We start from the raw sequence: 24,470 nt of genomic DNA, 5'->3' as shown, positions 1-24,470 counted from the left end.
GAATACATCATGGGTAGGCACGAAGCAATCCCAAACTGTGCAGATCGGATTTGTAAAGCTACTCTGTAAGGTGGGGATTGCTTCGTGCCTCGCAATGACGGGTGGTTAAGTGCTTCATTATAAGCATAAAAACATTAATAAATCAAAGTTAAACAGCTTTTTAGTATTTAAGTTAAAATGGACAGAATACCAATAAGACATATTAATGTAACGCAAAAGGAGCCGGATTTTTCTGGAAGCTTTAGCATCCGGGATATTCATAATTTACTTGCCGGGGAAGACATGGTTCAGGAGCTTCACCGGCATGATTTTTTTTATATTCTCGCTTTAAAAAAAGGGGCCGGCCACCATGAAATAGATTTTATGCCATACACAGTTGATGATAATTCTGTTTTCTTTATGCGCCCGGGCCAGGTACACCAATTGGTACTAAAAGCAGGAAGCACCGGGTATTTGATGCAATTTAGAGATGAATTTTATTTCCCTCATGACAGGGTATCAAACCAGCTATTACACGAAGCCAGCAACGTCAATCATTATCAGCTTAATGCTGATGGGTTGCAAAAGTTGCTTACTATAATGACCTACATCTTTCAGGAGTATGCCGATAAGCAAGAACGATATGAAGAGGTTATCAAAGCAAATATGGGTGTTTTCTTTATCGAACTTATCCGGCAAAACAGCAGCGCTCCTTCCGGTGATGTCAGCCTTTATACCCAGGAACGACTTGAAAAGTTTTTAGAACTTTTAGAGGCAAATATCTTTACTCATAAGCAAGTATCTCAATATGCTGTTATGCTGAATCTTTCCACCTATCAGCTTAATGCAATCACTAAGGCTACACTAAACAAAACCTGTTCCGAGCTTATTAACGAGCATATTATATTGGAAGCCAAGAGATACCTTTTGGCAACTTCTAACCAGGTAAATGAAATAGCATACCACCTGGGGTATGAAGATGTTTCTTATTTTATCCGGTTTTTTAAAAAGCACACGGGACATTCGCCCGAGGCGTTCAGGCATAACTTTAGATAAATCCTACATAATCACATTTTTGTCCTACCCTTCAGTTTACCGCTGAAATTACCTTTGTACAGAGCAAAACGCTTCCCGAAAAGTAATTTCTAAAGTATGAAAACAAAAGCTAAGTTAATAGCATCTTTAAAGGTTTGGATAATAATCTACCCCTCTATCACATTATTCCTTTATTTGTTTGGTAAGCCGTTATCGGTATTGCCATTGTATCAAAGAACGCTGTTATTGACCATTCCATTAGTTCCATGGATAGTGTTTGCCGGCGTACCTTTGGTGGATTCTATTATCCGCTTGGTTTCATCTAAGGATAACAACAAGTAGTATACGATGACAGTCGGTACGAATCGTCATCGCTTTTTCAATCAATGAATACAATTTTTAAAATATCATAAAATGACAAACCTTAAGAATTTTGACGTAATAATCATTGGAGGAAGTTATTCAGGGCTTGCAGCAGGTATGGCTTTGGGCAGGGCACTAAAGCAGGTTTTAATTATTGATAGCGCAAAACCCTGTAATCAGCAAACCCCTCATTCGCATAACTTCCTCACCCAGGATGGAAAAACCCCTGCAGAAATTGCAACTCTTGGAAAACAGCAGGTACAAATGTATCACACCGTAACGTTTTTAAACGATTTGGCCATAAACGGCAATAAGACCGAAAATGGTTTTGAAATTCAGACGGCATCGGGCGAAACATTTAGCGCACAGAAATTAATTTTTGCAACGGGCATCAGGGATATTTTGCCTGAAATGGAGGGTATTGCAGCATGTTGGGGCATTTCGGTTCTTCATTGTCCTTTTTGTCATGGATATGAGGTGAGAAATGAAAAGACCGGCATCCTCGGCAATGGAGAAGATGGCTATGAGTTATCCAGCCTTATTTCAAATTGGACAAATAATTTAACGCTTTTTACCAATGGTCCATCCACGTTGACCGCCGAACAAACCGGGAAACTTGAAAAACATCAGATAAAAATAGTAAACAAGGAAGTTGAAAAATTGGAACACATCAACGGGTATCTTCAAAATATCATTTTCAACGATGGCACAAAATCTTCTGTGAAGGCTATATACACACGGAGCCCTTTTGAACAACATTGCCGGATACCGGAGTCTTTGGGATGCGAATTAACTGAAGATGGCTACGTTAAGGTTGATCCTTTTCAAGAAACTACAGTTAATGGAGTTTTTGCCTGTGGCGATAATACAACGCGTATTCGTACAGTAGCAAATGCAGTAGCCATGGGAACAACAGCCGGTATAACGGTGAGCAGAAAAATTATTTCGGAGGGTTTTTAAATTAACAGTTATGAGTGAAACCTGGGGTAAAGCGTACTTCAGGGGTTTAAACATGCAAGCTTAACAAAGTAAAATATTTATAAAAAGAATGAAAATTGTCATAGTAGGCGCAACAGGAACCATGGGGAAGCACCTGGCAAATGTGTTGGAAAAAGATCATGAAATAATAAGAGTAGGCTCCAAAAGCGGAGATATTCAGGCAGATATTACCTCGCCCGAATCCATAGAAAATATGTTTAAGCAGGCTGGTCCGTTTGATGCGCTGATATGTACAGCTGGGCCTACGTATGTTGGTCCCTGGAAGAATATGACGGATAAGGAATTCAGGAGAGGTATCGACGGCAAACTGATGGGGCAGGTTAATTTAGTACTCATTGGACAACACTACATCAATCCTAAAGGTTCATTTACATTAATCACCGGCGCTTTAACGCATGAGCCGGTTTTGAAATTCGCCAACGCATCGGCTGCCAACGGCGCGGTTGAAGCATTTGTGCGCGCAGCGGCTATTGAGCTGGAAAATGGTGTTCGTATTAATGCTGTTAGCCCCACAGTGATTGAAGATTCTCCACAATATTTTGCTTTTTTCCATGGTGATATTCCCGTAACCATGAAACAACTGGAATATGGCTTTCGCAAAAGCGTGTTCGGTGCAAACACAGGGCAGATAATAAAACCATATTAATTTTTATTGGGGGAAAGCTATAGCCGGGCCGATTTACGGGCATTAGAGTTATGGCAATAAAAATGCCCCCAAATAGCGTCTAATTCTTTGGGGCCAGTGTAGATTTTTGATACTGCCCCTTTTTGTTGATATACTTTCCCTCATCAAAGCAAATACTTAAATTAGCACTATGGAGCTTATGAGATATTCTAATATACAAACCTTCGCCACGCTCTAATGGAAGCAGACAAAATATTTAACGGACTGTCGGCAGGCGGAGATGTTGAAGGACCCATTGGTGACAGTCCCTGGGGTACATACGCCGGAATGTTTAGAGACAAATATGGTATTAAATGGATTGTGGAATTTGACCCAAATTATAACGGGCAAGTTTAACTACGGCTTTAAATCCGATTTGAATTTTTAAAGTCTCTAAAAAGGTCAAAATGGTATAAGGTGTTCGATTGGAATTCCTCCCTCTCCGCAACGTGCAACAAAACCCGAATACTGTCGGGTTTTGTTGTTTTAAAATAAGTACAGTAAATCATTTGGGATTCTAAGTCTTATATGCTTATGGTAAGCTTCAGGCAAGTAAGGCCTTCTTAATTTTAGTACCCACTGATCGGGGGCTATAAATGTCTGACAAGCCTCTTTCCCATTTAAATTGGAGGGGCGAAATCAAGTTTCATTCTTTTTTTAGGGCTTTGTAAACCTGATGGCGTTACATATTTATTTCATACTCATTGGTAATATAGTTTTAACGAATAGTATCTTAGAAATATGAATATTAGCCTGCATGACCAATACAAAGACCACTCTACAGTCGACCTGCTGAAAATAACGATGCTTCCTGAATCATATGAGCAAGCTGCCATCATTGAAGCAACAGAAATATTAAAAAACAGGATAATAACACAGGCAGATATAGAAAAGGCAGAAGACGGTTTTAGGGAAGACACCCCTCCAACCCCAAAGAAAGGGATATTAGCAAATATTTTTAAGGTCAGTAGCTATAACCATGAAAAATGGTTGAATGTAATCCTTGCTATAGCTGTATTTGAGTATTTACATTTGCTATACACCGACACTGTGGTGTTTGGCCATCTTCTTAATGGCCAAGACTATCCGTATAGAATGGTAAACGCGCTGTCGTACATAGATTTATTGTACCTGCCTTTTGTGTATTATATGTTTTATAAACGTATGCGCTGGGGATGGATAGCATTCTTTGGAGTAAAATTTTTCACAATTGAACCTTCGCTGTTATTTTATTTTAACGAATATTGGCCAGTGGAGCATGGAATGGGTCTCTTACCCTATTCGCTGTTAACTATTCTCTTAGATATCCCCATCCTGATTTTCCTTTGGAAGCAGGAAATCAGCAGTATCTTCATGGTCAATAGCAGAACAAAGTGGACAACTGCTTTGTCGATTGTGTTTATGCTTGCGTTATTAACCTGTATCGGTCGATATAATCATGCAAATTACGCGGAGCTAAAAACAAATACAGAAAATCAAACTAAAACGGCTGGCGAACCGTCAGGCACAACCATCCCCCAGCCAAAATTGCTTGCATTAATTAAAGCCAGGAGCGAAAAGCCAGTAGATACAACATACATGGCTACTGGCTTCTATTTTCTTGCAGAAGAAGGTAAGGGAGTTAGCATGCGCAAAGATAAATCAGATGAGATTTATCCAATTTTACGATTGCCGTTTGCGTCCGTTAAAAATATAAGCAATACAAAACTTGAAACAACGCATCTAAAAGATGTTGACTACACGAGCCTTTGTATAACATTTGACTCTAAAGGAACTAAAGATTTGGCAGAAGGTACAGGCAATCTGCTACATTCTAAAATTGCTGTAGTTGTTGCAAATCGCCTGTTGTATGTTGTTGAAAACACAACGTCAATTAAAACCGGAGTAATGTGTTTAGGACTCGTTGGCTATTCTGAAAAAGAAATGGAAGAAATGCGTAATTCCGTAAACATAAAAAGATGATTAACATACAATCATTTTTATGGTTAGAATAGACTGAGAATGCTTTACATTTTTTTGTTATCTAAAACATCTCTAATTAATGCTGAAATTGCAGAAAGGTGTTACTTTGAAACCGCCAGGTAAACTTCCATTTGTGGTATTATTCAACTTTTATGTGGCACTTTTCGTTGTTAATGCTACAATTATTTTATTTTACCGAACGTTCAGTATATTTGATTCGTAATTCAAAAAGCAATATCAAATGGAGCTCATAATAACAGAATTCATTTATATTAAAAAAACAATTTTAAAATATGCGTACTCAAAAAGTTGATCCTGAAAATGTAGATCTGAAGCTGTTTGAAACTTTTAGTAAGTTGGGTTATGATGGAGCATCGATGCAACTGCTGGCAAAGGCAACAGGATTAAAGAAAGCCAGCTTATACCACCGTTTCCCCGATGGAAAAAAGGAAATGGCACAACATGCCCTGAGCATTGTTGAGGAATGGATCCAGCAAAATATTGTTTCGGTATCGGCAAATAAAAATATAAAACCAGAAGCCCGGCTCAAAAAGGTTATTGCTTCTATTGATGAATTGTATAATGGAGGAGCAAACAATTGCCTGCTCAGGACATTAACTATTGGTACCGACGCTGATGCATTTAAAGAAAATGTGAACAGTTGCTTTAACCTGCTGGCAGATGGTTTTGCAGATATTGCCATTGACCTTGGTTTATCGCCAGAAGCCGCGGGGCAACAGGCAAAATTTATTAATCTACTGATCCAGGGTTCACTTGTACTGGCCGGCGCCACCAGCGATAAAAACTATTTTAAAAACAGCCTGGCCAAAATACCTGCATTATTAGCGGCATAATTTAATCTAATACAAACAACCGTAGTACTAATCCTGAAATGAGTAGTACTAAACGGAGAAAAGGATTTTCGCACTTTTATTATTTACCGAACGTTCGGTAAATTAAATAATCAATAACTGAATAACTTAAAATTTAAATAACATGAAAAATCAAACCCAACACCACTTCATCAAGATCAATGGAGTGAACATTTTTTACCGTGAAGCGGGTCCTAAAGATGCACCTGTATTAGTATTACTGCATGGCTACCCAAGTTCATCGCACATGTACAGAAACCTTATTAATGACTTATCTGACAAATACCATTTAATTGCCCCCGACTATCCTGGTTATGGCAGAAGCGAACAGCCTCCCATCGCTGAGTTTGCTTATACCTTTGAAAATTATGCTGTAATAGTACAAGAACTATTAGATCAGCTTAATATTAAAAAATACAGTTTATACCTGATGGATTACGGCGCACCTGTTGGATGGCGTATTGCATCAAACCATCCCGAAAGAATAGATACCCTGATTGTTCAAAATGGTTGTGCTTATGACGAAGGCCTGGAAGCTTTCTGGGATCCGATTAAAGCTTATTGGAAAGACAGGAATAACAAAGAAGCCGAAGCCACATTAAGAGGATTTCATGATGCCAACGGATTGAAATGGCAGTATACCCATGGAAAGACCAGAAAACGACCAAATACAATTGGATATGTTTTACGATTACCGCACCAATGTTGATTTGTATCCTAAATGGCAGGAATACTTCCGTACCTATAACCCAGAGATGCTGATCGTGTATGGTAAAAACGATTATATATTCCCGGTTGCCGGCGCTGAAGCTTATAAGAAAGACATCAAAAACCTCGAATATCATTTATACGATGCCGGCCACTTTGCTTTGGAAAGTAACGGTAACGAAATAGCCGCCGCAATAAGGCAGTTCCTTGATAAAAAAACAGGAACTCAAAAATAATATCATCATAAAAACATACCATTGATCAGTAAGCATCAATGGTATGTTTTATCATTTTTAGTACCTTTAATACACACCTTAAGATCAAATATCTTCAGTACACGTTATGGATGCAAACCCTCATAAAATATATATGGATCGTTGCTATGAATTGGCTGCAATAGCGGCATCGCAGGGAGAAAGCGCAGTGGGCAGTGTTGTTGTACTTAACGGTGAAATTATAGGAGAAGGGTACGAAAAAAGTCGTCAGCTTCAAGATGTTACCCGCCATGCCGAAGTAGTAGCCATATTGGATGCTGTACAAAAGCGGGGAACCTGTAAGGAGGCTGTATTGTATTCAAATATAGAACCCTGTATACTTTGTTCTTATGTTATCAGGCATCATAAAATTGCCTCGGTAGTGTTTGGCAAATACTGCGGGGAATTGGGAGGAACCGTTGAAAAATTCAATATTCTGACAACCAATGTAATCAAGAGTTGGGAAGCTCCGCCTGCCGTTCATGTTTACGACGATACTTCTACTAAAAATAACTAAACTGCGGCAACCAAGGGTTAGTTTTTTTCTATAAAGACTACCACAAGCGCATATGCAGAGTTTGTAGCTATGATATCATCAACCGTCATTTGTGCTTCCAATGACCACCCTTCTGAAAGCAGCCGATTTTTTAATAAGTCAATAGTTAATATATTCACTTTCTACAATCAGGTAAAGTATCTAATTTTATAGCGAAGCAAAACATTGCCTGCCTTCATCATTATTAAAAATGCCCATGAAGATCTTTTCGGAATTGAAAAAAAACTTAAAGAATGATTTTTCGCCTTTAAGATCTGTTAAAATCGCGCTCCTCGGCGATACCTCCACACAATTACTCACACAGGCGCTCAGGGGCACAGGCTTTGATATGGGTTTTGACTTTCTGATATGGGAAGCCGATTTTAACCAGGTAGAACTGCAGGTATTTGACCCTAAATCTGCACTATACGCTTTTGCTCCCGAAGTGGTTGTCATATTCCATTCTTCGCATCAATTATTAGCCAAATACAACAAACTAAGCCCCGCGGAATACGATAGCCTGGCCCAAAACAGGTTAACATTGATCAGTGATCTCCATACTGCTTTAAATGCCAATCTGAACGCCAAGATCATTTACTATAACTACACCGAAATAAATGATGCGGTATTTGGCAATGGTGCCAGCAAAATAGCGTCGTCATTCCTGTTTCAATTGCGAAAACTCAATTATGAATTGATGCACTATGCCATGGGGCAAGATAATTTTTACATCTGTGATATTTCATCCATACAAAATCAGTTAGGCAAGGCAACCTTTTTCCAGCCATCGCTGTATATAAATGCGGAGATGGTGCTAAGTATAGATGTATTACCCTGGGTGGCCGCCCAAACAGCCGATTTGATCGGTTCTATGTATGGCCGGTTAAAAAAATGCCTGATCCTTGACCTGGATAATACCTTGTGGGGCGGTGTAATTGGCGATGACGGAATAGGAAACATCCAACTTGGAAACCTTGGCATAGGCAAAGCCTTTACAATGTTTCAGCATTGGATAAAAAAATTGAAAAACCGGGGCGTAATCCTGGCTATCTGCAGTAAAAATACGGAAGCAATCGCCATGGAACCATTTGAAAAGCATCCGGATATGGTGCTGAGCCGTGATGATATAGCGATTTTTAAAATTAACTGGGATAACAAAACAGACAATATCAGGCAAATTCAGGCCGAATTAAATATAGGTTTTGACGCTATGGTGTTTTTGGATGATAATCCTTTTGAAAGGGCTATGGTACGTGAGTATATACCAAACATTACCGTTCCCGAACTGCCCGAAGATCCGGCAAATTACCTGGAATACTTATATACCCTGAACCTGTTTGAAACCACATCTATTACCAATGAAGATTCTGAACGTACAAAGCAGTATCAAAGCGCAGCCAAACGAAATACGGAGCAGCAGCAATATGCTGATGAAGACGCTTTTTTGCAAAGCCTGAACATGGTATCTGTGATAGAACCTTTCAACAGCTTTAATACACCAAGAGTGGCTCAGCTTTCACAACGTTCCAACCAGTTCAATTTACGTACGGTGAGGTATACCGAAACTGATATTAAAGCCATTGCGGATTCCATTGATTCCTTTAGCTTTTCGTTTACGTTAGCCGATAAATTTGGCGATAACGGGCTCATCTGCGCAATCATTTTAAAGAAAGAATCTATAGATACATTATTCATCGATAATTGGTTTATGAGTTGCCGGGTGTTAAAAAGAGGCATGGAGCATTTTACCTTAAACACCATTGCCGCTTTTACCAAAGCAAAGGGTTTTAAATATTTAAAAGGGCAATACCTGCAAACCCCAAAAAACGAAATTGTAAAACATCACTACCGGGATTTGGGCTTTGAGCAACATGACGGGCATTGGATACTGGATACCCAAACCTGCATGCCGAAGAAAAACTACATAAAAGCCTCGTCATCAACATAAAACAACCACATACACATGGATAAAGGCGAAATATTAAAAACGGTAAACGATATTTTTATTGATGTATTGGATGACGAAAACATTAGGCTAACTCATGAAACAACCGCAAACGATGTGGAAGAGTGGGATTCTTTAAACCATATCCAGCTGGTAGTGGCCATTGAAAAACAATTCGGGATCAGGTTTACCTCATGGGAAATTCAAAGCTGGAACAATGTTGGCGAACTGATCAACACCATAAGCAATAAGATCAATTAGCAACATATGAAACTTCATCACATAGGGGTAGCCTGCAAAAATATAGCGACGGAGATAAACAGCATCAGTAAACTCCATACTGTTACTGCCATAAGCGCCACTGTTTTTGACCCGGAACAAGATGCCGAGCTGGCTTTACTTACCCTAAGCGATGGAACCCAAATTGAACTGATTGCAGGCAAACAGGTAGAAGGTTTTGTGAAAAAAAACATCAGCTATTATCATTTGTGTTTTGAAGTTGATGATATCTATGTTGAGATTGAGCGGCTGACCGGCCAGGGGGCGCTATTAGTTTCTCCTCCCAAACCCGCAATATTGTTCAACAACCGGGCAGTTGTCTTTTTGCAGGTTTCCTATGGATTAATTGAATTATTAAGCTCAAAATAATATCGGGATGCTGTTTACCTCCATCACATTCGTTATTTTTTTTGGCCTGTTTTTTCTTTTATACTGGTTTGTTTTTAACCGCGATGTAAAACTGCAAAACCTCCTGCTCCTGGCAGGCGGCTACGTGTTTTATGCCTGGTGGGACTGGCGCTTTCTGCCCCTGCTGATTGCCAGCTCTGCCCTTAACTACTTTTTAGGCATTGGCATATATAAAGCCCGGCAAACAAAACAAGGTAACCTGTTGCTTTGGATAGGTTTGCTGCAGGGACTGGGCACTTTGCTTTTCTTTAAGTATTTCAAATTTTTCGTAAAATCTACAGTTACCGCATTTGCCACGTTTAACATCAGGCTGGATACTTATACGCTGAACATCATCCTACCTCTTGGTATCAGTTTCTATACTTTCCGCACGATAAGTTATTTACTGGATATTAAGCATGGCAAAATTAAGCCCACTACAAATTGGGTGGTATTTTTCTGTTACGTATCCTTTTTCCCCTGTGTTATATCGGGGCCCATTGACCGCCCTAAAACACTCATCCCCCAGTTAACCAGGCAAAGGGTGTTTGATTACGCACAGGCTACAGATGGTATGCGCCAGATACTTTGGGGGGTATTCAAAAAAATTGTGATTGCTGATAACTGCGCGGTATTTACCGACAATATTTTTGAGCATTATAAAACACTGCCGGCCAGCTCTCTCTTATTCGGCGCTTTTCTGTACACGATACAAATTTATGCGGATTTCTCGGGTTACTCAGATATCGCTATTGGCTTATCCAACCTCATTGGTTTTAAAGTTACCCGCAATTTTAATACACCTTTTTTTGCTCAAAATATCGCCGATTTTTGGCGGCGCTGGCATATTTCCCTAACGGGCTGGCTTACGGATTATGTATTTGCCCCACTTGCCATCTACTTCAGAGACCTGGGAAAAATGGGGCTCATACTGGCCATTGTAATCAATTTTACTGCCATCGGCATCTGGCATGGCCCCAACTGGACTTTTTTCCTTTTCGGCTTTTTAAACGGCTGTTATTACATCCCCCTTATACTGCGCGGAACCTTATACAAAAAGAAAAAGATAACAGAACCGTTTCAACCCGCGTTACCCGTTTTGCTCAGCGTGGTCGGTACTTTCATCCTGGTCATGTTCACTTTTATTCTCTTCCGTGCCGATAGTTTAGCCCAGGCTTTTGATTATTACCAGGGGCTTTTTTCGCGCTCCATGTTCACGGCCCCGGTGATTATAGAAAAAGTGAATACCGCCGCAACCCTGGTTTGTATCGTGATCATGTTGGCCGCCGAGTGGCTGCAACGCGATAAACAACATGCCTTGCAGATCGATTTTATAAAAAAGTCGCCGGTGAGGGTTATCATATATTATGGCTTAATACTCATTATTATCACGTTTACGGCTACCCGCAACAGCGACTTTATTTACTTTAAATTTTAACATGAAAAGCACGGTCAAATTCCTGTTTAAAACGCTGCTGTTCGCGCTGCCGGTACTGCTTGTTTTTGAGGTGCTATTTCGCCTGGGTTACTTTCCTATCATCACCAATTCCACCATTTTCGACCTAAAGATGATCCGTTTGCAAAAGCAGCATATTAAGCGTGTAAAAGTGATGTCTGTTGGCTCTTCGGTAGGTTTGTATGAGTTTAATTCAGACATTATCTTACAAAATCTGCACACGTCTTATTATAATTTCGCCTCCTGGGGTTTGCAGATAAGCGATATGCGGGTGCTTGTGAAAAGTTTTGCAAAGGATTATCAGTCCCGGTATGTTATCATTGGCTCCTCTATCGGCGATTTTATAGCGCCGTTAAATGAAACTTATCTCAATTACGTAAATACCGATAGCTATATAAGAAAAAACTTCCCGGAGGTTTTTTATTTTAAAAATTACAACTCCATACACCAGATCATTCGCAGAAAACATACCGCTTTTCCCGTTCAGCTTGATAGCTGGGGAGGCGCCTTGCTAACTGTTAAAGCCAAAGATATCAACCGGGAAAAATGGAACGAGCATAATATATTCCCCACAAAATATACCGCTTACCAATATCATGAATTGGATAGCCTTTGTGTGTGGCTCCAGGCACAACATATCAAGCTTATTTTCGTCCAGGTACCCATCAAGGCATCATATGCGAATACCCCGGTATCAAAACAAATATTGCAGCATCATTTTGATCAATGCCGGGCTATTATTGAAAAGCATGCAGGCGTTTATCTTAATTACTATAACCCTGCTGTTTTTGCCGATAGCTTGTTTTTTGATCAGTATCATCTCCAGGCCGCAGGCGGTAGAGTTTTTACCCGGCAGCTTGTTGTGGACATTAAAAAAATAATTAAATAAAAAATATAACCAAGGCCCAACGGGATACAATGGTTTATTAAATTGAAACAGTGTTGTAATGCCTTTAGGAAGTTCACACTTCAGCTGTCATTTTTGGACTGTTTTCATTGGTAATATCTGATAAAAGCTTAGGTAAAGTATAGTAAAAAGTGGTTCCTTCACCAACCAATGATTCTGCCCAGATCCTGCCATTCATTTGCGCTATCATATCACTACAAATACTCATGGCCATTCCCGCTCCTTTTAAAAGGTCACCTGTATCAGAAAGATTATCCTTTAAATGAAAAAGGTCGTGAAGTTGGGAGTCGGTCATTCCCTTTCCCTGGTCGGTAAAAGCAACCGTTATCCAATTATCGTCTTCGCTGCACGTTACACCAATTACCCCTCCGTCCGGAGAATACTTGGTAGCGTTACTTAGTATATTTCTATTGATAAACTGGATCATTTCTTTATGCGCGTAAACCAACTGATGCTCCGGAACGATATTATACAATATAATATGCTTATTAAGCTGATCATAAAGATACAGGCTGTTGGCTTCGTGAATAAGATCATGAAGAAGCAATGGTTCTGTTTTGATTGAAAAATCGAGACTTGTTGATTTTGCCCAATAAAGCAAGCCGTCAAGCAGGTCCATACTTTTAGAAGCGGTATTGCGCAGCTCTTCAAAAAGTAAATGAACTTCTCCGGCAGATAGCGACTTCCTGGTGTGCTTAATCATATCCGCGGTCATCACCAGGGTGGCGAAAGGCTGCCGCAGATCATGAGCCAAAATGGCAATCAGGGTTTTACTGAAATTATCGGATATTTCTAATTCCTTAGTCCTCATATTTTAGCTGATAGTAACATAACCTGGCCCTCAAATAAGGCGGTTTACCAGCAAAGAAAAACAAGATCATACAACGAAAAAAAAGGTTCGACAGATTGTTTACTACAACCGACGGAATGGTCATTATAGCAGACCAGTATTAAAGCATAATTTACGGGGGAGAAAACTTTAAAATAAACTATTTACAGCCACTTATGCGCAAACTTCCTAAACTCATCCTTAAATTGTTCTGTTACCGGGATGGTTGTTTTCCTGATTTTAATGGTGTTTTTGGTAAGGGCATCTATTTTGTCAACAGCAACAATAAACGAGCGATGTACCCGTATAAAGCCATTAGCAGGTAGTTTTTCTTCCATGGCTTTCATCGTGGTAAGGGCCTTTACGTATCCTAAATCGCCTGTTAAATACACTTTAACATAATCTTTAAACCCCTCCACATATAATATATCCTTTAAATAAATACGTACCATTTCATACTCTACTTTTAAAAAGATAAACTCATTCAACAGGTAGTTTTCTGTAGCAGGGCTTTGTTTCTCTTTTTCGGTAAAATAAGTTTTTGCTTTGTAGGCTGATTTTAAAAAATCCTCATACACTACCGGTTTAAGTAAATAATCAAGCGCATTTACTTTGTAACCTTCCAGCGCAAACCTTTCATAACCGCTAATGAAAATAATACGCGGCGCGGCGGCACCGTGTGCAGATTGTAATATCCTGGCAAATTCCATCCCGCTCATTTCAGGCATATCAATATCCATAAATATAAGCTGAACATCATTTGTTTCCATTGCCGAAAGTGCCTCGGCAGGTGATTGATAGTATGCCAGTAAATTAAAAAACGGAATTTGATTAACAAACACCCTCAGGTGAGTGATAGCAAATTCGTCATCATCTACAATGATACAATTTATTGACATAGGAGAACATTTAAACAATAAGGAGTCAACAAAACTAAAACCAACCTTTGATTAAAGATATATAAATATGGTTTTATTTTTGGCGGTCAGTCGCATTATATAATTAAAATTATCTGTTAGTTTAATATATGATCGACAGTTAAAAGTCTGACTACGCGCTAAGAAATCAAAAGTGTGTATTTTTTACTCAATTATTGCACCGCTTTCCACAATTTGCGATGCCGCTTTTTACGCTTCAAGTGCAGATACAACCTGTTTAATTAGCTCGGCCTCTGTAAATGGTTTTTCTAAAATCCCTGTAAAGCCTTGTTTTAAGTATTTTTCTCCTTGCAATGATAGCTCTTCGGCGCTGATGGCAATTACGGGTGGCTTGCTTAACAGGCTTTTTGATTTTTTTATACTTGTTGCCAATTTCTCCGCACTTGTTTCACACATACTTAAATCGGCCAGCACAACATTAATTGTTTCTTTGGATAGAATTTCCAGGGCTTCCTTTTCGCCGGATGCCTGGTAAAACTTAATGTTCCATTTACTTGTCATCATTTTAAGGAAAGTAAAGCTCAATTCATTATCGTCAGCCGCTAAAATGCTTAGGCCATTTAATTTCCACAAGAGATTATCCTCAGCATTTTCAATCACTGCGTCTGTACTTTTGTTGTAGGTTATATAGAAATCAAAAGTGCTTCCGGTACCTTCGTTACTTTTCACGTTAATTTCGCCATCCTGCAATTGAACAAGCTGCTTACAGATGTATAGCCCCAAACCGGTGCCTGTTTGCCCCCTGGCCGAATTTGTTTGATAATACTTTGAAAAAAGCCTCGCCTGCTGCTGTATACTAATGCCAGGACCGGTATCTGTTATTCTTATTTGCAACTTATCTGCACCGTTTACCTCTGTAAGATTTGCGTTCACTTTAACACCCCCGGATTGGGTATACTTTATGGCGTTACTCAGTAAATTGATCATGATCTGTTTAAGCCGGAAACTATCGCCAAGCACCATGGATACTTTATTACCCTCGAAACTGTAATCCAATTCCAGCTTCTTTTTAGCGGCGCTAAATTCAATGCTTTCCAATACTTCTTTTAGTACATGGTCCGGATTAAAAGGATCCTTGTTGATCTTAAATTCACTGGTTTCCATTTTTGCGGCATCGAGCGTATCATTAAGGGTATGCAACAACATCTCTGACGAAAGCCTGATGGAGCCGAGCATATCAATTTGTTTTGCCGAAAGGTTTGAGCGGCTAAAAATGTATAAAAAACCATTTATTGCCGTAAGCGGGTTACGCACTTCATGACTCATGTGCAGTAACAGATCCATTTTTTGCTGCGCCATAGCTACAGATCGCTCATTCTCATGAAGCAGGTAAACTTCGGCCCGGTTAAGGTTAATTATAAATATAATAAGCAGGGTAGCAAACACCAAAACAAGAAAAAGCGAAGAGAGATAAAACTTATTTAATAATGAGGTTGTTTCCCGATAGTTTTTAAGCGTGTTTTCTTTTAGCTCATTAATAAGCCCAGCATTCATGCTGTTTACTTCATTAACAATCCTTTCCAGTTCGCTATTAATGTGCATATTAAGAACAACCATTTGCTTTTGCGTGGTGAATAATTTAGAATTACGCCGTTGCAGCTGCTGTAATTTTTGACTGTACAGATCTTTGTCGCGCCGGGCTATTCCCCTGTTCACAGAGTCAATTATTCTATCAGTTCGGTTGCGGTTGATGATTGTTAAATTGGATACTCCTGCATTTGCATTTTTGTTGGCAATCGCATCTTTCATCCTGCCAAAAACCCCTCTCTTTTTTATCGGGGCTTCTTTTTTCACCGTATCGCTGCTTCTCATCCCTTTTCCCTTTTTTCGATAAACAGTGGTGGAGTATTCGCCCGCACCATCGTTCAACGTGCTTAAGCCTGATGCCGCTGTTAAAAGCGAATCAAAACTATGCTTTAAAACATATAGGCTGCCAGAGAGCTTTAGCTTCTTTAAGTACAGGTATTTAACTTTGGCACGCTGCGCCGCTGTTAATTTTGCGGTATCTACATTATCTTTAAGCAAACTATCAATAAGGGTAAAGGATTCTGAAAGCTTTGTTTTGTAGCCTTTGTCTTTTAAAGCGTTGGGGGTTAAAAGTGATGCCTGAAAGTCATCCTCAGCCTCATGCAACAACAGTAAAGCCTTTTGTGATTTTGCCTGATCATATTCAAGGTTTAGTGTGAGCTTTGATAATGCATTTAGCCGGTTGGATATAGAAGTATTTACGAACAAGGCAATTATTGCAAGGGCGATTGCTAACGCTATAAACGCGAGCAGGATCTTTCTTGAAATACTTTTAATTTTGGTGGAGGTTGAGTCTTTTTTATAAAACATTGTATTTGTTTATTCTGATTTCCCAGACAGTAGTATTATAAGGCTTTTTGTAAGTTAATAATTTGCCGCCATGTTCTTCAAGGATCTTTTCTGCATTAAGTAATCCGGCATTAAATCCATCTGTATTCAAATTGGTGTTACCTGGGGTTCCTGGTTTGCCCTCTAAATCATATGACGGTTGCTCCTCTGCGATGATCAAACTTTGAAAATAATTTTCGTCGATATTAGAAATAACGATGTCACCATCCTGTTTACCGGTCAAAACAATGTAATTGATAATACTTACAAAAGCTATCTCCAGTATAAAGCGATCATAAAATATAATTTTATGAAAATCCAGCTTAAAAAGCAATCGTATATTTTTTTTTGTAAGACGATGCCTTAAACTTTCGTAACGTTTCTTTAAAAAAGATTCGAGCTCAATTAAATCCGGCTGGAAACTAAAAGCCCCCCTTTCAATTCCGGTACGAAAAAGCGCTGCATTGAGCAGGTTTGTGGCGTGCCCCACATGCAAACCCAAATCGGAAAGTATATTATCAAACTGTTTTTTCTCTAAACCCTGATTGTTATGATAAAGGTTATCAAGCAATGTTCTGATGACTAATAATGGATCACGCACATCCTGCACAATATGGGAAAGCAGCAGGTTTTTTTCCTCAACGGCATCTTTAAGCCGGTTGTTTTCTATTTCCAGCTCATTGATGTTCAAAAAAGTAAATACGGTTAAATTGTCTATCCGGGTTTCATATATATCGTACCAATAATATGATCCGTCTGCGCAACAAACCTTTGTCTCCAGATGGAAATACGAGTGCCCGTATTTTTTAGCAATCTCCTGCCGTTTGTCGCGACTGCAGATGATCTCTTTCCGGTAGTCCTGATCAGGATACGCTTTCTCAAACCAATCTTGTAAACCGTGAAGATTGTAACCGATCTCCGTTAAAAAGGCATTATTACTGTATAAATAATCATTGCCGGAAGCGGAACTATTAACGATCATAACAGGCATAACCATAATATCCGCAATTTTTAAAAAACTGTCAGAATTAGTGATATTTTCCAAGGTAGGTGGATTAAGTAAGCACTATACTATTTCAAAAATAAAAAGGCAATAAGTTTCACACTTTAAAAGCCCGCTCTTGCTCCAACGTCATAATCCGATAACGGGATTTGAGGCACTTAGCGCAAAAAAAACGTTTAACCGGAAGAAAAAAAAACAAATTGCGCCCAACCCAGTTTCTCGGCATTTTATAATGAAAGGGAGCTGAACACTTACGGCATCGGATAAAGGGTCTATCGTTGTAATTCATAAAATTCGGTTAACGCCTTTTAAAGGCTATTTTATTAAGTGCAAAAAAACTAATTATAAAATTTGGGGGAGCCAATAATCACTACCCACATTTACCCGCGATACATCATTGATGATGTATGCCTGTATTTTAACTTGTAAAATTTATAGGGGGCGCCTCTTTTATTAAACATTCGCCATCCAAACATTAATATCAATTGCCGATGGAATGCTTAGCTTCTTCCGTATCCGGCGCTTTTTACCTTCTACCGAACGAACAGAACTTTGTGTAAAACGGGCAATTTCTTTGGTGTCAAAATTAATCCGCAGTAACACGCACATCTCCACTTCTGCCGCAACCATATGGGGAGCTTTATCAAGTATATTTTGTACAAATTCGGGATCGTACTGATTAAACCTGGTTAAAAAAAGAGGGTTATTTTCCATGGCCAGATGTAAAATTTCACTTAAATCCTCCTTTTTCCTTTTTGCAATATTACTTTCAGTTTCTTTAGTCAGCTTATCTACCGTTGCAACACTAAGGTTCAATTCTCTCCTTAGCTTACCAGATATAAACAGTGCTGCAAAAACTACTATGCTAAGTATAAGTGATATCGCTGCGATGAGCCAGACAAACCGCTTTTTATTTTCATTGGTTTTTTCGTCCTGTGTTTTAAGGAGGTAAACCAGCGGGGCCTTTGCTGCCGATTTATCAACTATATTCAGGCTATCTGTAAGTGTAGTATACCGCTCCAGGAAATTGGCGGCTTTATCTGTTTTCTTTAACATGAAATAAACGTTAGCCAGGCCTTTGTAAGCATCCCTTAACTGGTACGCGTTATTTAAACGGGATGATACGCCAATATTCAGGGTGTAATAATCTTCGGCCCAGGCATATAGCTTTAGTGTATAATAAAGGTCACCAAGTTCTTTGTAAGTGAAGGCACATACATTATCGTCTTTATAATTTTCGGCAAGGGTTGCTGCTTTGTGTAAATAAAACGAGGCTGAGTCAATTTGGTGAAGTTCCAGAAAAATGCTGCCCATGTTATAGGTGGCCAGTATATAGCCTCTAACATATTTAGCGTTGGTGCTTACATTTTTAAACTCCAGGTAACTTTTTCTGATAAAAAAGAGCGGGTCTTTTGAATCCCGGTCTAAACTCTCTTTACATTGACTCAGGCCTGTATAAATGTTCCCTAACCAGTAATGCCGCGAACCTGGATCATTTATCTTTTTTGCAACAACAATGGCGCTATTCAACGTTAGCCAGCCCTCCTTATAATAGCCAAGCTTATTGTATATAGTTCCTTTTGCTGTCTGGATCTGTGTAATCAATAAAACATCATGTATTTTTTGCGCTGCGCTTTCCGACTCAACAACGTATTTGAAAGCTTCTTCATACCGGCCGGAGTTGAAGCAGGCGCCGGTGCGCATCATTAGCCCTTTGGCTATACCCTCATCATAGTTTATGATTTTAGATGCCTGGTAAATTGTAATCCCTAATTTTTCTTTTTGCTGAATGTCAATTGTTTGGGTAGCTATATTAAGCATACTGTCAATTTGTTTTTGCCTGTACTGTGCGTAGCTTTTACGCTCAGCCAAAACAAAAACAACACATAATAACCCCGCAATTACCTTCCTGCTCTGCACAACCACTAATTAGTTCTATTAATTGTATATCATTATCTCACATGAGGTGCCTTTTGCCGGCGTGCTGGAAATAGCCAGTTTACCTCTGTGTTTTTCTAAGATTTCCTTTGCGCTTATAAGGCCTAAACCAAAGCCATCAACAATTTCCCGGCTGGCGGCTCTTTGATTGGTGTTATGGGCTATAGCATCAATTTGTTTAGACGTCATTCCTTTTCCCGAATCGGTGATAACCAAACTGGAGTATTTTTCATGATGAATCAACGAAATTTTAATTACCCCATTTTTAGGCGTATATTTTATAGCATTATCAATAATATTCCTGAAAATGATCTCCAGTATAAACTGATCATAATAAATGATGGCGGGTTCGGGAATTTCAAAAATCAGATTGATCTGAGCATTGCTAAGCACTTTGCTGAATACGTGCCGGCAACTATCTAAAAAAACATTCAATTTTATTTCCTCAGATCGAAACTTGAACGTACCCCTTTCGCTGCCAACACGTAACCGGGTAGAATCTATCATATTTAGCAGGTACCCAATCTGATCAATTAATGTCACCGCTACTTCGCAAATTTCATTCTTGTTCAGGTAATTCATCTCATAACCATCCAAAATCGACTTTATGTTACCTAAAGGCGATCTGATATCATGCGTGAGGATAGAAAACAATAAGGCCTTCTGCTGAATTACATTAATCAGTTTTTCGTTTCTCTCTTTTATCCGGTTAATGTTCAGGAAGGTGACCACTTTCACCCGCCCCATAGTTAAACAATAAACTTCTACACAATGAACTTCGTACCATTTCATGGAGCTATCGGCACAGTGTATTCTTGCTGTTAAACTAAAATGAGGATCGCCTCTTTTTTTGGCCAATGCTTGCTTTGTATTCCAGGCGAGCATGATTTCTGCCCGGTAGTCAGGGTCGGGATACGCTGTTAACCACCAGCTTGCCTTGTCAGGGATTGCGTGAATATCATATCCTATCTCCGCACAAAAAACCTTGTTCAAATAAAGTGCGCTTGCGCCTGCCCAATCATCAACTATAATAATTGGAGTAATAGCCTGATCCATAGTTTCAAGAAAAGCACTCCTGCTTAAACCATTCATAATAAGAAATTTATGTAAATCCCGGTAGGATTTTCAATCTCTATTTCATCTTTAAATAAATCTTCGCCCCCATTCAAACCCAACGTAAGTAAAGAAATACTTCAATTAAATTCTGAAAAAGCGACAGAAAGGAAGAAACAGGCGATGAAATGAAAAAACTAACAGACCAAAAAAAGCTCAGGAGGTGTGAGTAAAAAAGCTTTTTTTTATAAAAAAACAACCTGGTTTATTACCTCCAATTTTGATAAACCATAAAAGGGGGCTGTATCATAAGTCATGATCAGCCTCTTTTTTTATTAAGCTCAATTTCTTGTTGCTGTAATCCTGTATCGCGGCATTTGCTCCCAACTTTATAAACACGAAAAGGATTGTTACAATTGCCCGATGGGCCAGCGGATGGACTTCATTGGAAATTACAGGAAGGAAACCAGCACCGGATTTGAACAGAATGCAAAAAGATACCAGGCCTGGAATTGTAGGAATTGCCCGCTAAACGGTGCCTGTCATAAATTGAAAGGTAACCGGGAAAAAGTAACGATTTAATGGGGTTTACCTGTTATCGCACAAAATCTCAGAAAAAAAGCAGCCTGAAGGGGGCTTTTTGACTGTTCTTCGGTAGTTGGGTGATAATCCCCGAAATGTATAAGTGATCAGTAGAAAAGTATAAATCAGCCATCGCCTTTCGCCGCACCTTTGTTTCAGCAATTAGATATAAAAGCAATGAAAAAGACAGTATTAATAACCGGCGCTTCATCAGGTTTTGGGAAAGAAGCCGTTAAATTATTTCATAAAAACAACTGGAACGTGATCGCTACCATGCGTTCACCAGAAAAAGAAACAGAATTATCGGCACTTGACCAAATTTTGGTAACTAAGTTAGACGTAACCGACAAAACCAGCATACAGAACGCCTTGAAAGCCGGCATCGAAAAGTTTGGCCAGATTGATGTATTGGTGAACAACGCGGGTTATGGTTCATTTGGCGCGTTGGAAGCCGCTACCGAAGCTGAGATCAAACGACAGTTCGACGTTAATTTCTTTGGGCTGATCGAAGTGACAAAAGCTTTATTACCGGTTATGCGTCAACAAAGATCGGGCGTTATCATCAATGTTTCTTCTATAGGTGGCAAGGTTACCTTCCCATTTTCGTCGCTTTACCATGCCACTAAATTTGCGGTGGAAGGTTTAACTGAATCTATACAATACGAACTCAACCCATTGGGTATCCGGTTAAAAATTGTTGAACCGGGCGGCTATAAAACTGAGTTCGCAGGTCGTTCGATATCCATTTTCGGCGTAGGCGAATCAGGCGATTACCAGGCTCCCTTTGATAAATTTATCAGCGCGGTAGAGCAATGGCCGATGTCTGAAAACATTGGCGAAGTGGCTGAAGCCATTTATGAGGCAGCCACCGATGGTACCGAAAAATTGCGTTACCCCGTAGGTCATGACGCCGGGCCAATAATTGAGGCAAGGCATCAAATGGATGATGTGGATTTCAAAAACATGATAGTGGGCCAAATGGGCATTTAAAAATCATCGGCTGCCCGGGTTGGGCAGCCAATGATTTTTTGCTTTAACTTTACAATAAAAACATGCCGGATAAATATATTGAAATCAAATCGATCAGCGATCTGCACCGGATGGTACAATACACCCCACCCAGGCATCCCCTGGTGAGTGTGATAAATCATTGCGACTTTTATAAAAGCTATAATCCTAAGGCAGATGTGTTTTACCGGTTCGGGTTTTATATCATTTCGTGTAAAAAGTTTGACGGAGTGTTAAAATACGGTAAGGGACATTATGATTTTAATGAGGGTTCCCTGATGTTTACCGCTCCCGACCAGGTTCTTGGACCCGGACCTGATGTTCAAGTGGAAGAAGGTTGGGCGCTGTTCATCCACCCAGACCTGATCCATGGCACCGACCTGGGCAAAAAGATACATCAGTATTCGTTTTTTAATTATGAGATAAACGAGGCGCTGCACATTTCGGAAGAGGAAAAACTGATCATCAAAGATTGTTTGGCCAAGATCGAAAAAGAGTACGCGCAAAACATCGATAAGCATTCGCAGGGCCTTATCGTTAGTAATATTGAATTGCTGTTGAATTATTGCAACCGATTTTATGACCGCCAGTTTTATACCAGGGCCAAGGTTAATTCGGATGTGGTACAGCAGTTTGAAAAATTATTAAAAGATTATTTTTCTCAAAACAACCTCATAGAAACCGGCCTGCCCAACGTGGGTTATTTTGCCTCCAGGCTCAACCTGTCGCCTAATTATCTGTCAGATCTGTTGGGCAAATTCACGGGTAAAACCACACAGGAACATATTCATCTGGAACTGATAGATAAAGCAAAAACCATGCTGTGGGGCAGCAATCAGTCCATCAGCGAAATTGCTTACGGACTTGGGTTTGAGCACCCATCGCACTTTACAAAAATATTTAAAACAAAAACAGGGAAATCGCCGAGTGAGTACAGGTTATTAAACTGAAATTATTTTTATCGGGCCTTCACCGGTAGTTTTAGATCTCTTTACGTAAAAGAGTAGCGCAAAAGATGTGCTCATAGCGGCCTGCTCTTTAAGTGAATAAAGGTAGTTTTTAACCATACTGAAAACAAGATGTTGAGCCGTTGAAAATATTGATTTTCAGATTCTTAAATTTAATGGCATAGAACAAAATAAGGAATTGATAATTACGATGCCTTTTTTAGAAGTTTAGATCCGAAAACCGGTCGTTGGACAAGTTTGGACCCGAAGCCGGATTATTCGGTAAGCCCTTATGTAGCCATGAATAATAATCCGGTTTTGCACGGCGACTTTTTGGGTGATACAATCCAGGTTACATTTCACACGGGCTTTTTGGGATTAGGCAAAAAACATACGGTTACATATACACAAGGACAATTAACAGAGAATGGCGCTGCTTAGGGCATGAATTAGGGCACGTGTGGGACATAATGCAAAACGGAGGACAAAATACCGGCACTACTTGGTACAAAGCCAGCAGTAGTGAAGATGTATCTAATAGTGATAAGGTCGCTACTTGGTGGGAAAACAAAATCCGTTCTGAAAATCATCTTGGTTTGAGAGCGAATTATAGTTTTGTTGACCCTGGAAATGGCGGTAAGTGGACGCCTGATCCACTTGGAGGAGTACTTTTAATCCCCGGTACGAGAAATAGTGCAGTAAATGATCAAAATGGCAATGCAACAAATACGCCATTATGGTTATATTATATACCAATTATACACGTTGCACCAACATATCATTATTAAATAAAGATGGATTCAAATAATCGTGATCGGTGCTTTTTTACTTACAAGTTTGAAATGATTAAAATAATCACACTATTAATATGTTTATCTTTTTGCTCTGCCTGTAAAAGCCAAAACAGTCTAATTACTCGAAAAGGAGCGTTAATCGCGGCTCCCCAATTTTATTCAGAGAAAGGGGTAATCATTAAAAATGAGCCCTTTTTTTTAACGTCTAAATTAAATTATAAAAGTCTGTATAGTCCTACTGATAGTGATTTAGTTAGCGCAGAAAAACTATTATCTGAAAACTTCATTGGTTTATCCAATAAACTAAATGGCAACCATGTATTTGACCAAACAAAGGACAAGGGTTTTTATAAAGAATGGTACAGACAATACTTCGCCTATACTAATAGTGATAATGATCGAATGATCCTTATCGGATTGTTAAAATGCTGCCGTGGTATTAAGAAATGTTATCCAGATTGGCAAGATCAAATTGCCCTTCTTTTAGATGAAGATCCTTGTACAAAAGACGCAAGATACTTGGTGAATTTATCAAAAAATACGATTAGCATTCTTTAAGATGTTTAAAGATAAAAATACAGGCATTAATAGAGTGTTGTAATGACTGTTATTAGCCTATGGTCGGGGTTATCACCGTACCATTAAAATAAAAGAAAAAGGCTGCTCCAAAGAAACAGC

Annotated in this window: 24 protein-coding genes and 1 pseudogene; 19 read left to right on the top strand and 6 right to left on the bottom strand. The window is 39.3% G+C overall.

Going from position 1 to position 24,470, the window contains the following annotated elements; translation table 11 throughout:
• Nucleotides 1-177: 177 nt before the first annotated feature.
• From AC1D0K_RS15955 to AC1D0K_RS15890, 14 genes are all read left to right on the top strand, one after another.
• Nucleotides 178-1,035: an AraC family transcriptional regulator gene (locus AC1D0K_RS15955; RefSeq protein ID WP_477393827.1), complete on the top strand. Its 858-nt coding sequence runs from the start codon at nucleotides 178-180 to the stop codon at nucleotides 1,033-1,035.
• Between the two features lie 393 nt (nucleotides 1,036-1,428).
• Nucleotides 1,429-2,337, top strand: a complete 909-nt coding sequence (locus AC1D0K_RS15950) for an NAD(P)/FAD-dependent oxidoreductase (protein ID WP_477393825.1) — start codon at nucleotides 1,429-1,431, stop codon at nucleotides 2,335-2,337.
• An 88-nt stretch (nucleotides 2,338-2,425) separates the two neighbouring features.
• The gene (locus AC1D0K_RS15945) at nucleotides 2,426-3,022 is read left to right on the top strand and encodes a short chain dehydrogenase (protein ID WP_477393823.1); all 597 of its coding nucleotides are present in this window, start codon (nucleotides 2,426-2,428) and stop codon (nucleotides 3,020-3,022) included.
• A 216-nt stretch (nucleotides 3,023-3,238) separates the two neighbouring features.
• Nucleotides 3,239-3,397: a hypothetical protein gene (locus AC1D0K_RS15940; RefSeq protein WP_477393821.1), complete on the top strand. Its 159-nt coding sequence runs from the start codon at nucleotides 3,239-3,241 to the stop codon at nucleotides 3,395-3,397.
• Between the two features lie 384 nt (nucleotides 3,398-3,781).
• Nucleotides 3,782-5,002, top strand: a complete 1,221-nt coding sequence (locus AC1D0K_RS15935; protein WP_477393819.1) for a hypothetical protein — start codon at nucleotides 3,782-3,784, stop codon at nucleotides 5,000-5,002.
• 293 nt (nucleotides 5,003-5,295) lie between these two features.
• Nucleotides 5,296-5,856: a TetR/AcrR family transcriptional regulator gene (locus tag AC1D0K_RS15930; RefSeq protein ID WP_477393817.1), complete on the top strand. Its 561-nt coding sequence runs from the start codon at nucleotides 5,296-5,298 to the stop codon at nucleotides 5,854-5,856.
• Nucleotides 5,857-5,998: 142 nt separating this feature from the next.
• The gene (locus AC1D0K_RS15925; RefSeq protein ID WP_477393815.1) at nucleotides 5,999-6,583 is read left to right on the top strand and encodes an alpha/beta fold hydrolase; all 585 of its coding nucleotides are present in this window, start codon (nucleotides 5,999-6,001) and stop codon (nucleotides 6,581-6,583) included.
• Nucleotides 6,555-6,818, top strand: a complete 264-nt coding sequence (locus AC1D0K_RS15920; protein ID WP_477442834.1) for an alpha/beta fold hydrolase — start codon at nucleotides 6,555-6,557, stop codon at nucleotides 6,816-6,818. Before AC1D0K_RS15925 ends, AC1D0K_RS15920 begins: the two co-directional genes overlap by 29 nt.
• Nucleotides 6,819-6,951: 133 nt before the next feature.
• Nucleotides 6,952-7,353 carry a nucleoside deaminase gene (locus AC1D0K_RS15915; RefSeq protein WP_477394432.1) on the top strand — a complete coding sequence of 134 codons (402 nt, stop codon included), beginning with the start codon at nucleotides 6,952-6,954 and terminating at the stop codon, nucleotides 7,351-7,353.
• A 235-nt stretch (nucleotides 7,354-7,588) separates the two neighbouring features.
• The gene (locus AC1D0K_RS15910) at nucleotides 7,589-9,319 is read left to right on the top strand and encodes an HAD-IIIC family phosphatase (RefSeq protein WP_477394430.1); all 1,731 of its coding nucleotides are present in this window, start codon (nucleotides 7,589-7,591) and stop codon (nucleotides 9,317-9,319) included.
• 15 nt (nucleotides 9,320-9,334) lie between these two features.
• On the top strand, nucleotides 9,335-9,577 hold the full coding sequence (locus tag AC1D0K_RS15905) for an acyl carrier protein (protein WP_477394428.1): 243 nt from the start codon (nucleotides 9,335-9,337) through the stop codon (nucleotides 9,575-9,577).
• A gap of 6 nt (nucleotides 9,578-9,583) precedes the next feature.
• On the top strand, nucleotides 9,584-9,964 hold the full coding sequence (locus AC1D0K_RS15900; protein WP_477394426.1) for a VOC family protein: 381 nt from the start codon (nucleotides 9,584-9,586) through the stop codon (nucleotides 9,962-9,964).
• A 7-nt stretch (nucleotides 9,965-9,971) separates the two neighbouring features.
• Complete coding sequence (locus tag AC1D0K_RS15895) at nucleotides 9,972-11,420, top strand: MBOAT family O-acyltransferase (RefSeq protein ID WP_477394424.1); 1,449 nt, start codon at nucleotides 9,972-9,974, stop codon at nucleotides 11,418-11,420.
• Nucleotide 11,421: 1 nt separating this feature from the next.
• Nucleotides 11,422-12,327 carry a hypothetical protein gene (locus tag AC1D0K_RS15890; RefSeq protein WP_477394422.1) on the top strand — a complete coding sequence of 302 codons (906 nt, stop codon included), beginning with the start codon at nucleotides 11,422-11,424 and terminating at the stop codon, nucleotides 12,325-12,327.
• A gap of 73 nt (nucleotides 12,328-12,400) precedes the next feature.
• On the opposite strand, the gene AC1D0K_RS15885 is transcribed toward AC1D0K_RS15890, so the two are convergent.
• The 6 genes from AC1D0K_RS15885 to AC1D0K_RS15860 all read right to left on the bottom strand — a co-directional run bounded on the left by AC1D0K_RS15885 (nucleotide 12,401) and on the right by AC1D0K_RS15860 (nucleotide 20,500).
• The gene (locus tag AC1D0K_RS15885) at nucleotides 12,401-13,156 is read right to left on the bottom strand and encodes a sensor histidine kinase (RefSeq protein WP_477394420.1); all 756 of its coding nucleotides are present in this window, start codon (nucleotides 13,154-13,156) and stop codon (nucleotides 12,401-12,403) included.
• Between the two features lie 182 nt (nucleotides 13,157-13,338).
• Nucleotides 13,339-14,073 carry a LytR/AlgR family response regulator transcription factor gene (locus tag AC1D0K_RS15880; protein ID WP_477394418.1) on the bottom strand — a complete coding sequence of 245 codons (735 nt, stop codon included), beginning with the start codon at nucleotides 14,071-14,073 and terminating at the stop codon, nucleotides 13,339-13,341.
• A gap of 228 nt (nucleotides 14,074-14,301) precedes the next feature.
• The gene (locus AC1D0K_RS15875; protein WP_477394416.1) at nucleotides 14,302-16,449 is read right to left on the bottom strand and encodes a hybrid sensor histidine kinase/response regulator; all 2,148 of its coding nucleotides are present in this window, start codon (nucleotides 16,447-16,449) and stop codon (nucleotides 14,302-14,304) included.
• Nucleotides 16,439-17,512 (bottom strand): histidine kinase, encoded by a 1,074-nt coding sequence (locus AC1D0K_RS15870; protein ID WP_477394414.1) that lies wholly within the window; start codon nucleotides 17,510-17,512, stop codon nucleotides 16,439-16,441. The genes AC1D0K_RS15875 and AC1D0K_RS15870 overlap by 11 nt, the downstream gene beginning before the upstream one ends.
• 411 nt (nucleotides 17,513-17,923) lie before the next feature.
• Nucleotides 17,924-19,390 carry a tetratricopeptide repeat protein gene (locus AC1D0K_RS15865; protein ID WP_477442829.1) on the bottom strand — a complete coding sequence of 489 codons (1,467 nt, stop codon included), beginning with the start codon at nucleotides 19,388-19,390 and terminating at the stop codon, nucleotides 17,924-17,926.
• An 18-nt stretch (nucleotides 19,391-19,408) separates the two neighbouring features.
• Nucleotides 19,409-20,500: a sensor histidine kinase gene (locus AC1D0K_RS15860; protein WP_477394410.1), complete on the bottom strand. Its 1,092-nt coding sequence runs from the start codon at nucleotides 20,498-20,500 to the stop codon at nucleotides 19,409-19,411.
• 351 nt (nucleotides 20,501-20,851) lie between these two features.
• On the opposite strand from AC1D0K_RS15860, the pseudogene AC1D0K_RS15855 reads away from it, so the two are divergent.
• The 5 genes and pseudogenes from AC1D0K_RS15855 to AC1D0K_RS15835 form a co-directional block, all read left to right on the top strand.
• Nucleotides 20,852-21,025: pseudogene (locus AC1D0K_RS15855) on the top strand (transposase); the annotation flags it as partial.
• Between the two features lie 195 nt (nucleotides 21,026-21,220).
• Nucleotides 21,221-22,033, top strand: coding sequence for an SDR family oxidoreductase (locus AC1D0K_RS15850; RefSeq protein WP_477394408.1), 813 nt, complete (start codon nucleotides 21,221-21,223; stop codon nucleotides 22,031-22,033).
• A 62-nt stretch (nucleotides 22,034-22,095) separates the two neighbouring features.
• Nucleotides 22,096-23,001, top strand: a complete 906-nt coding sequence (locus tag AC1D0K_RS15845) for a helix-turn-helix domain-containing protein (protein WP_477394406.1) — start codon at nucleotides 22,096-22,098, stop codon at nucleotides 22,999-23,001.
• A gap of 467 nt (nucleotides 23,002-23,468) precedes the next feature.
• A complete protein-coding gene (locus tag AC1D0K_RS15840; protein ID WP_477394404.1) occupies nucleotides 23,469-23,786 on the top strand; it encodes a hypothetical protein in 318 nt (105 codons plus the stop codon).
• A 54-nt stretch (nucleotides 23,787-23,840) separates the two neighbouring features.
• Nucleotides 23,841-24,350 carry a hypothetical protein gene (locus AC1D0K_RS15835; protein WP_477394402.1) on the top strand — a complete coding sequence of 170 codons (510 nt, stop codon included), beginning with the start codon at nucleotides 23,841-23,843 and terminating at the stop codon, nucleotides 24,348-24,350.
• Nucleotides 24,351-24,470 lie beyond the last annotated feature (120 nt).

The organism is Mucilaginibacter sp. P1_A3 (assembly GCF_056406855.1).
Note: the sequence above shows the minus strand (reverse complement) of the source record. Positions and strands in the feature narration are given on the sequence as shown.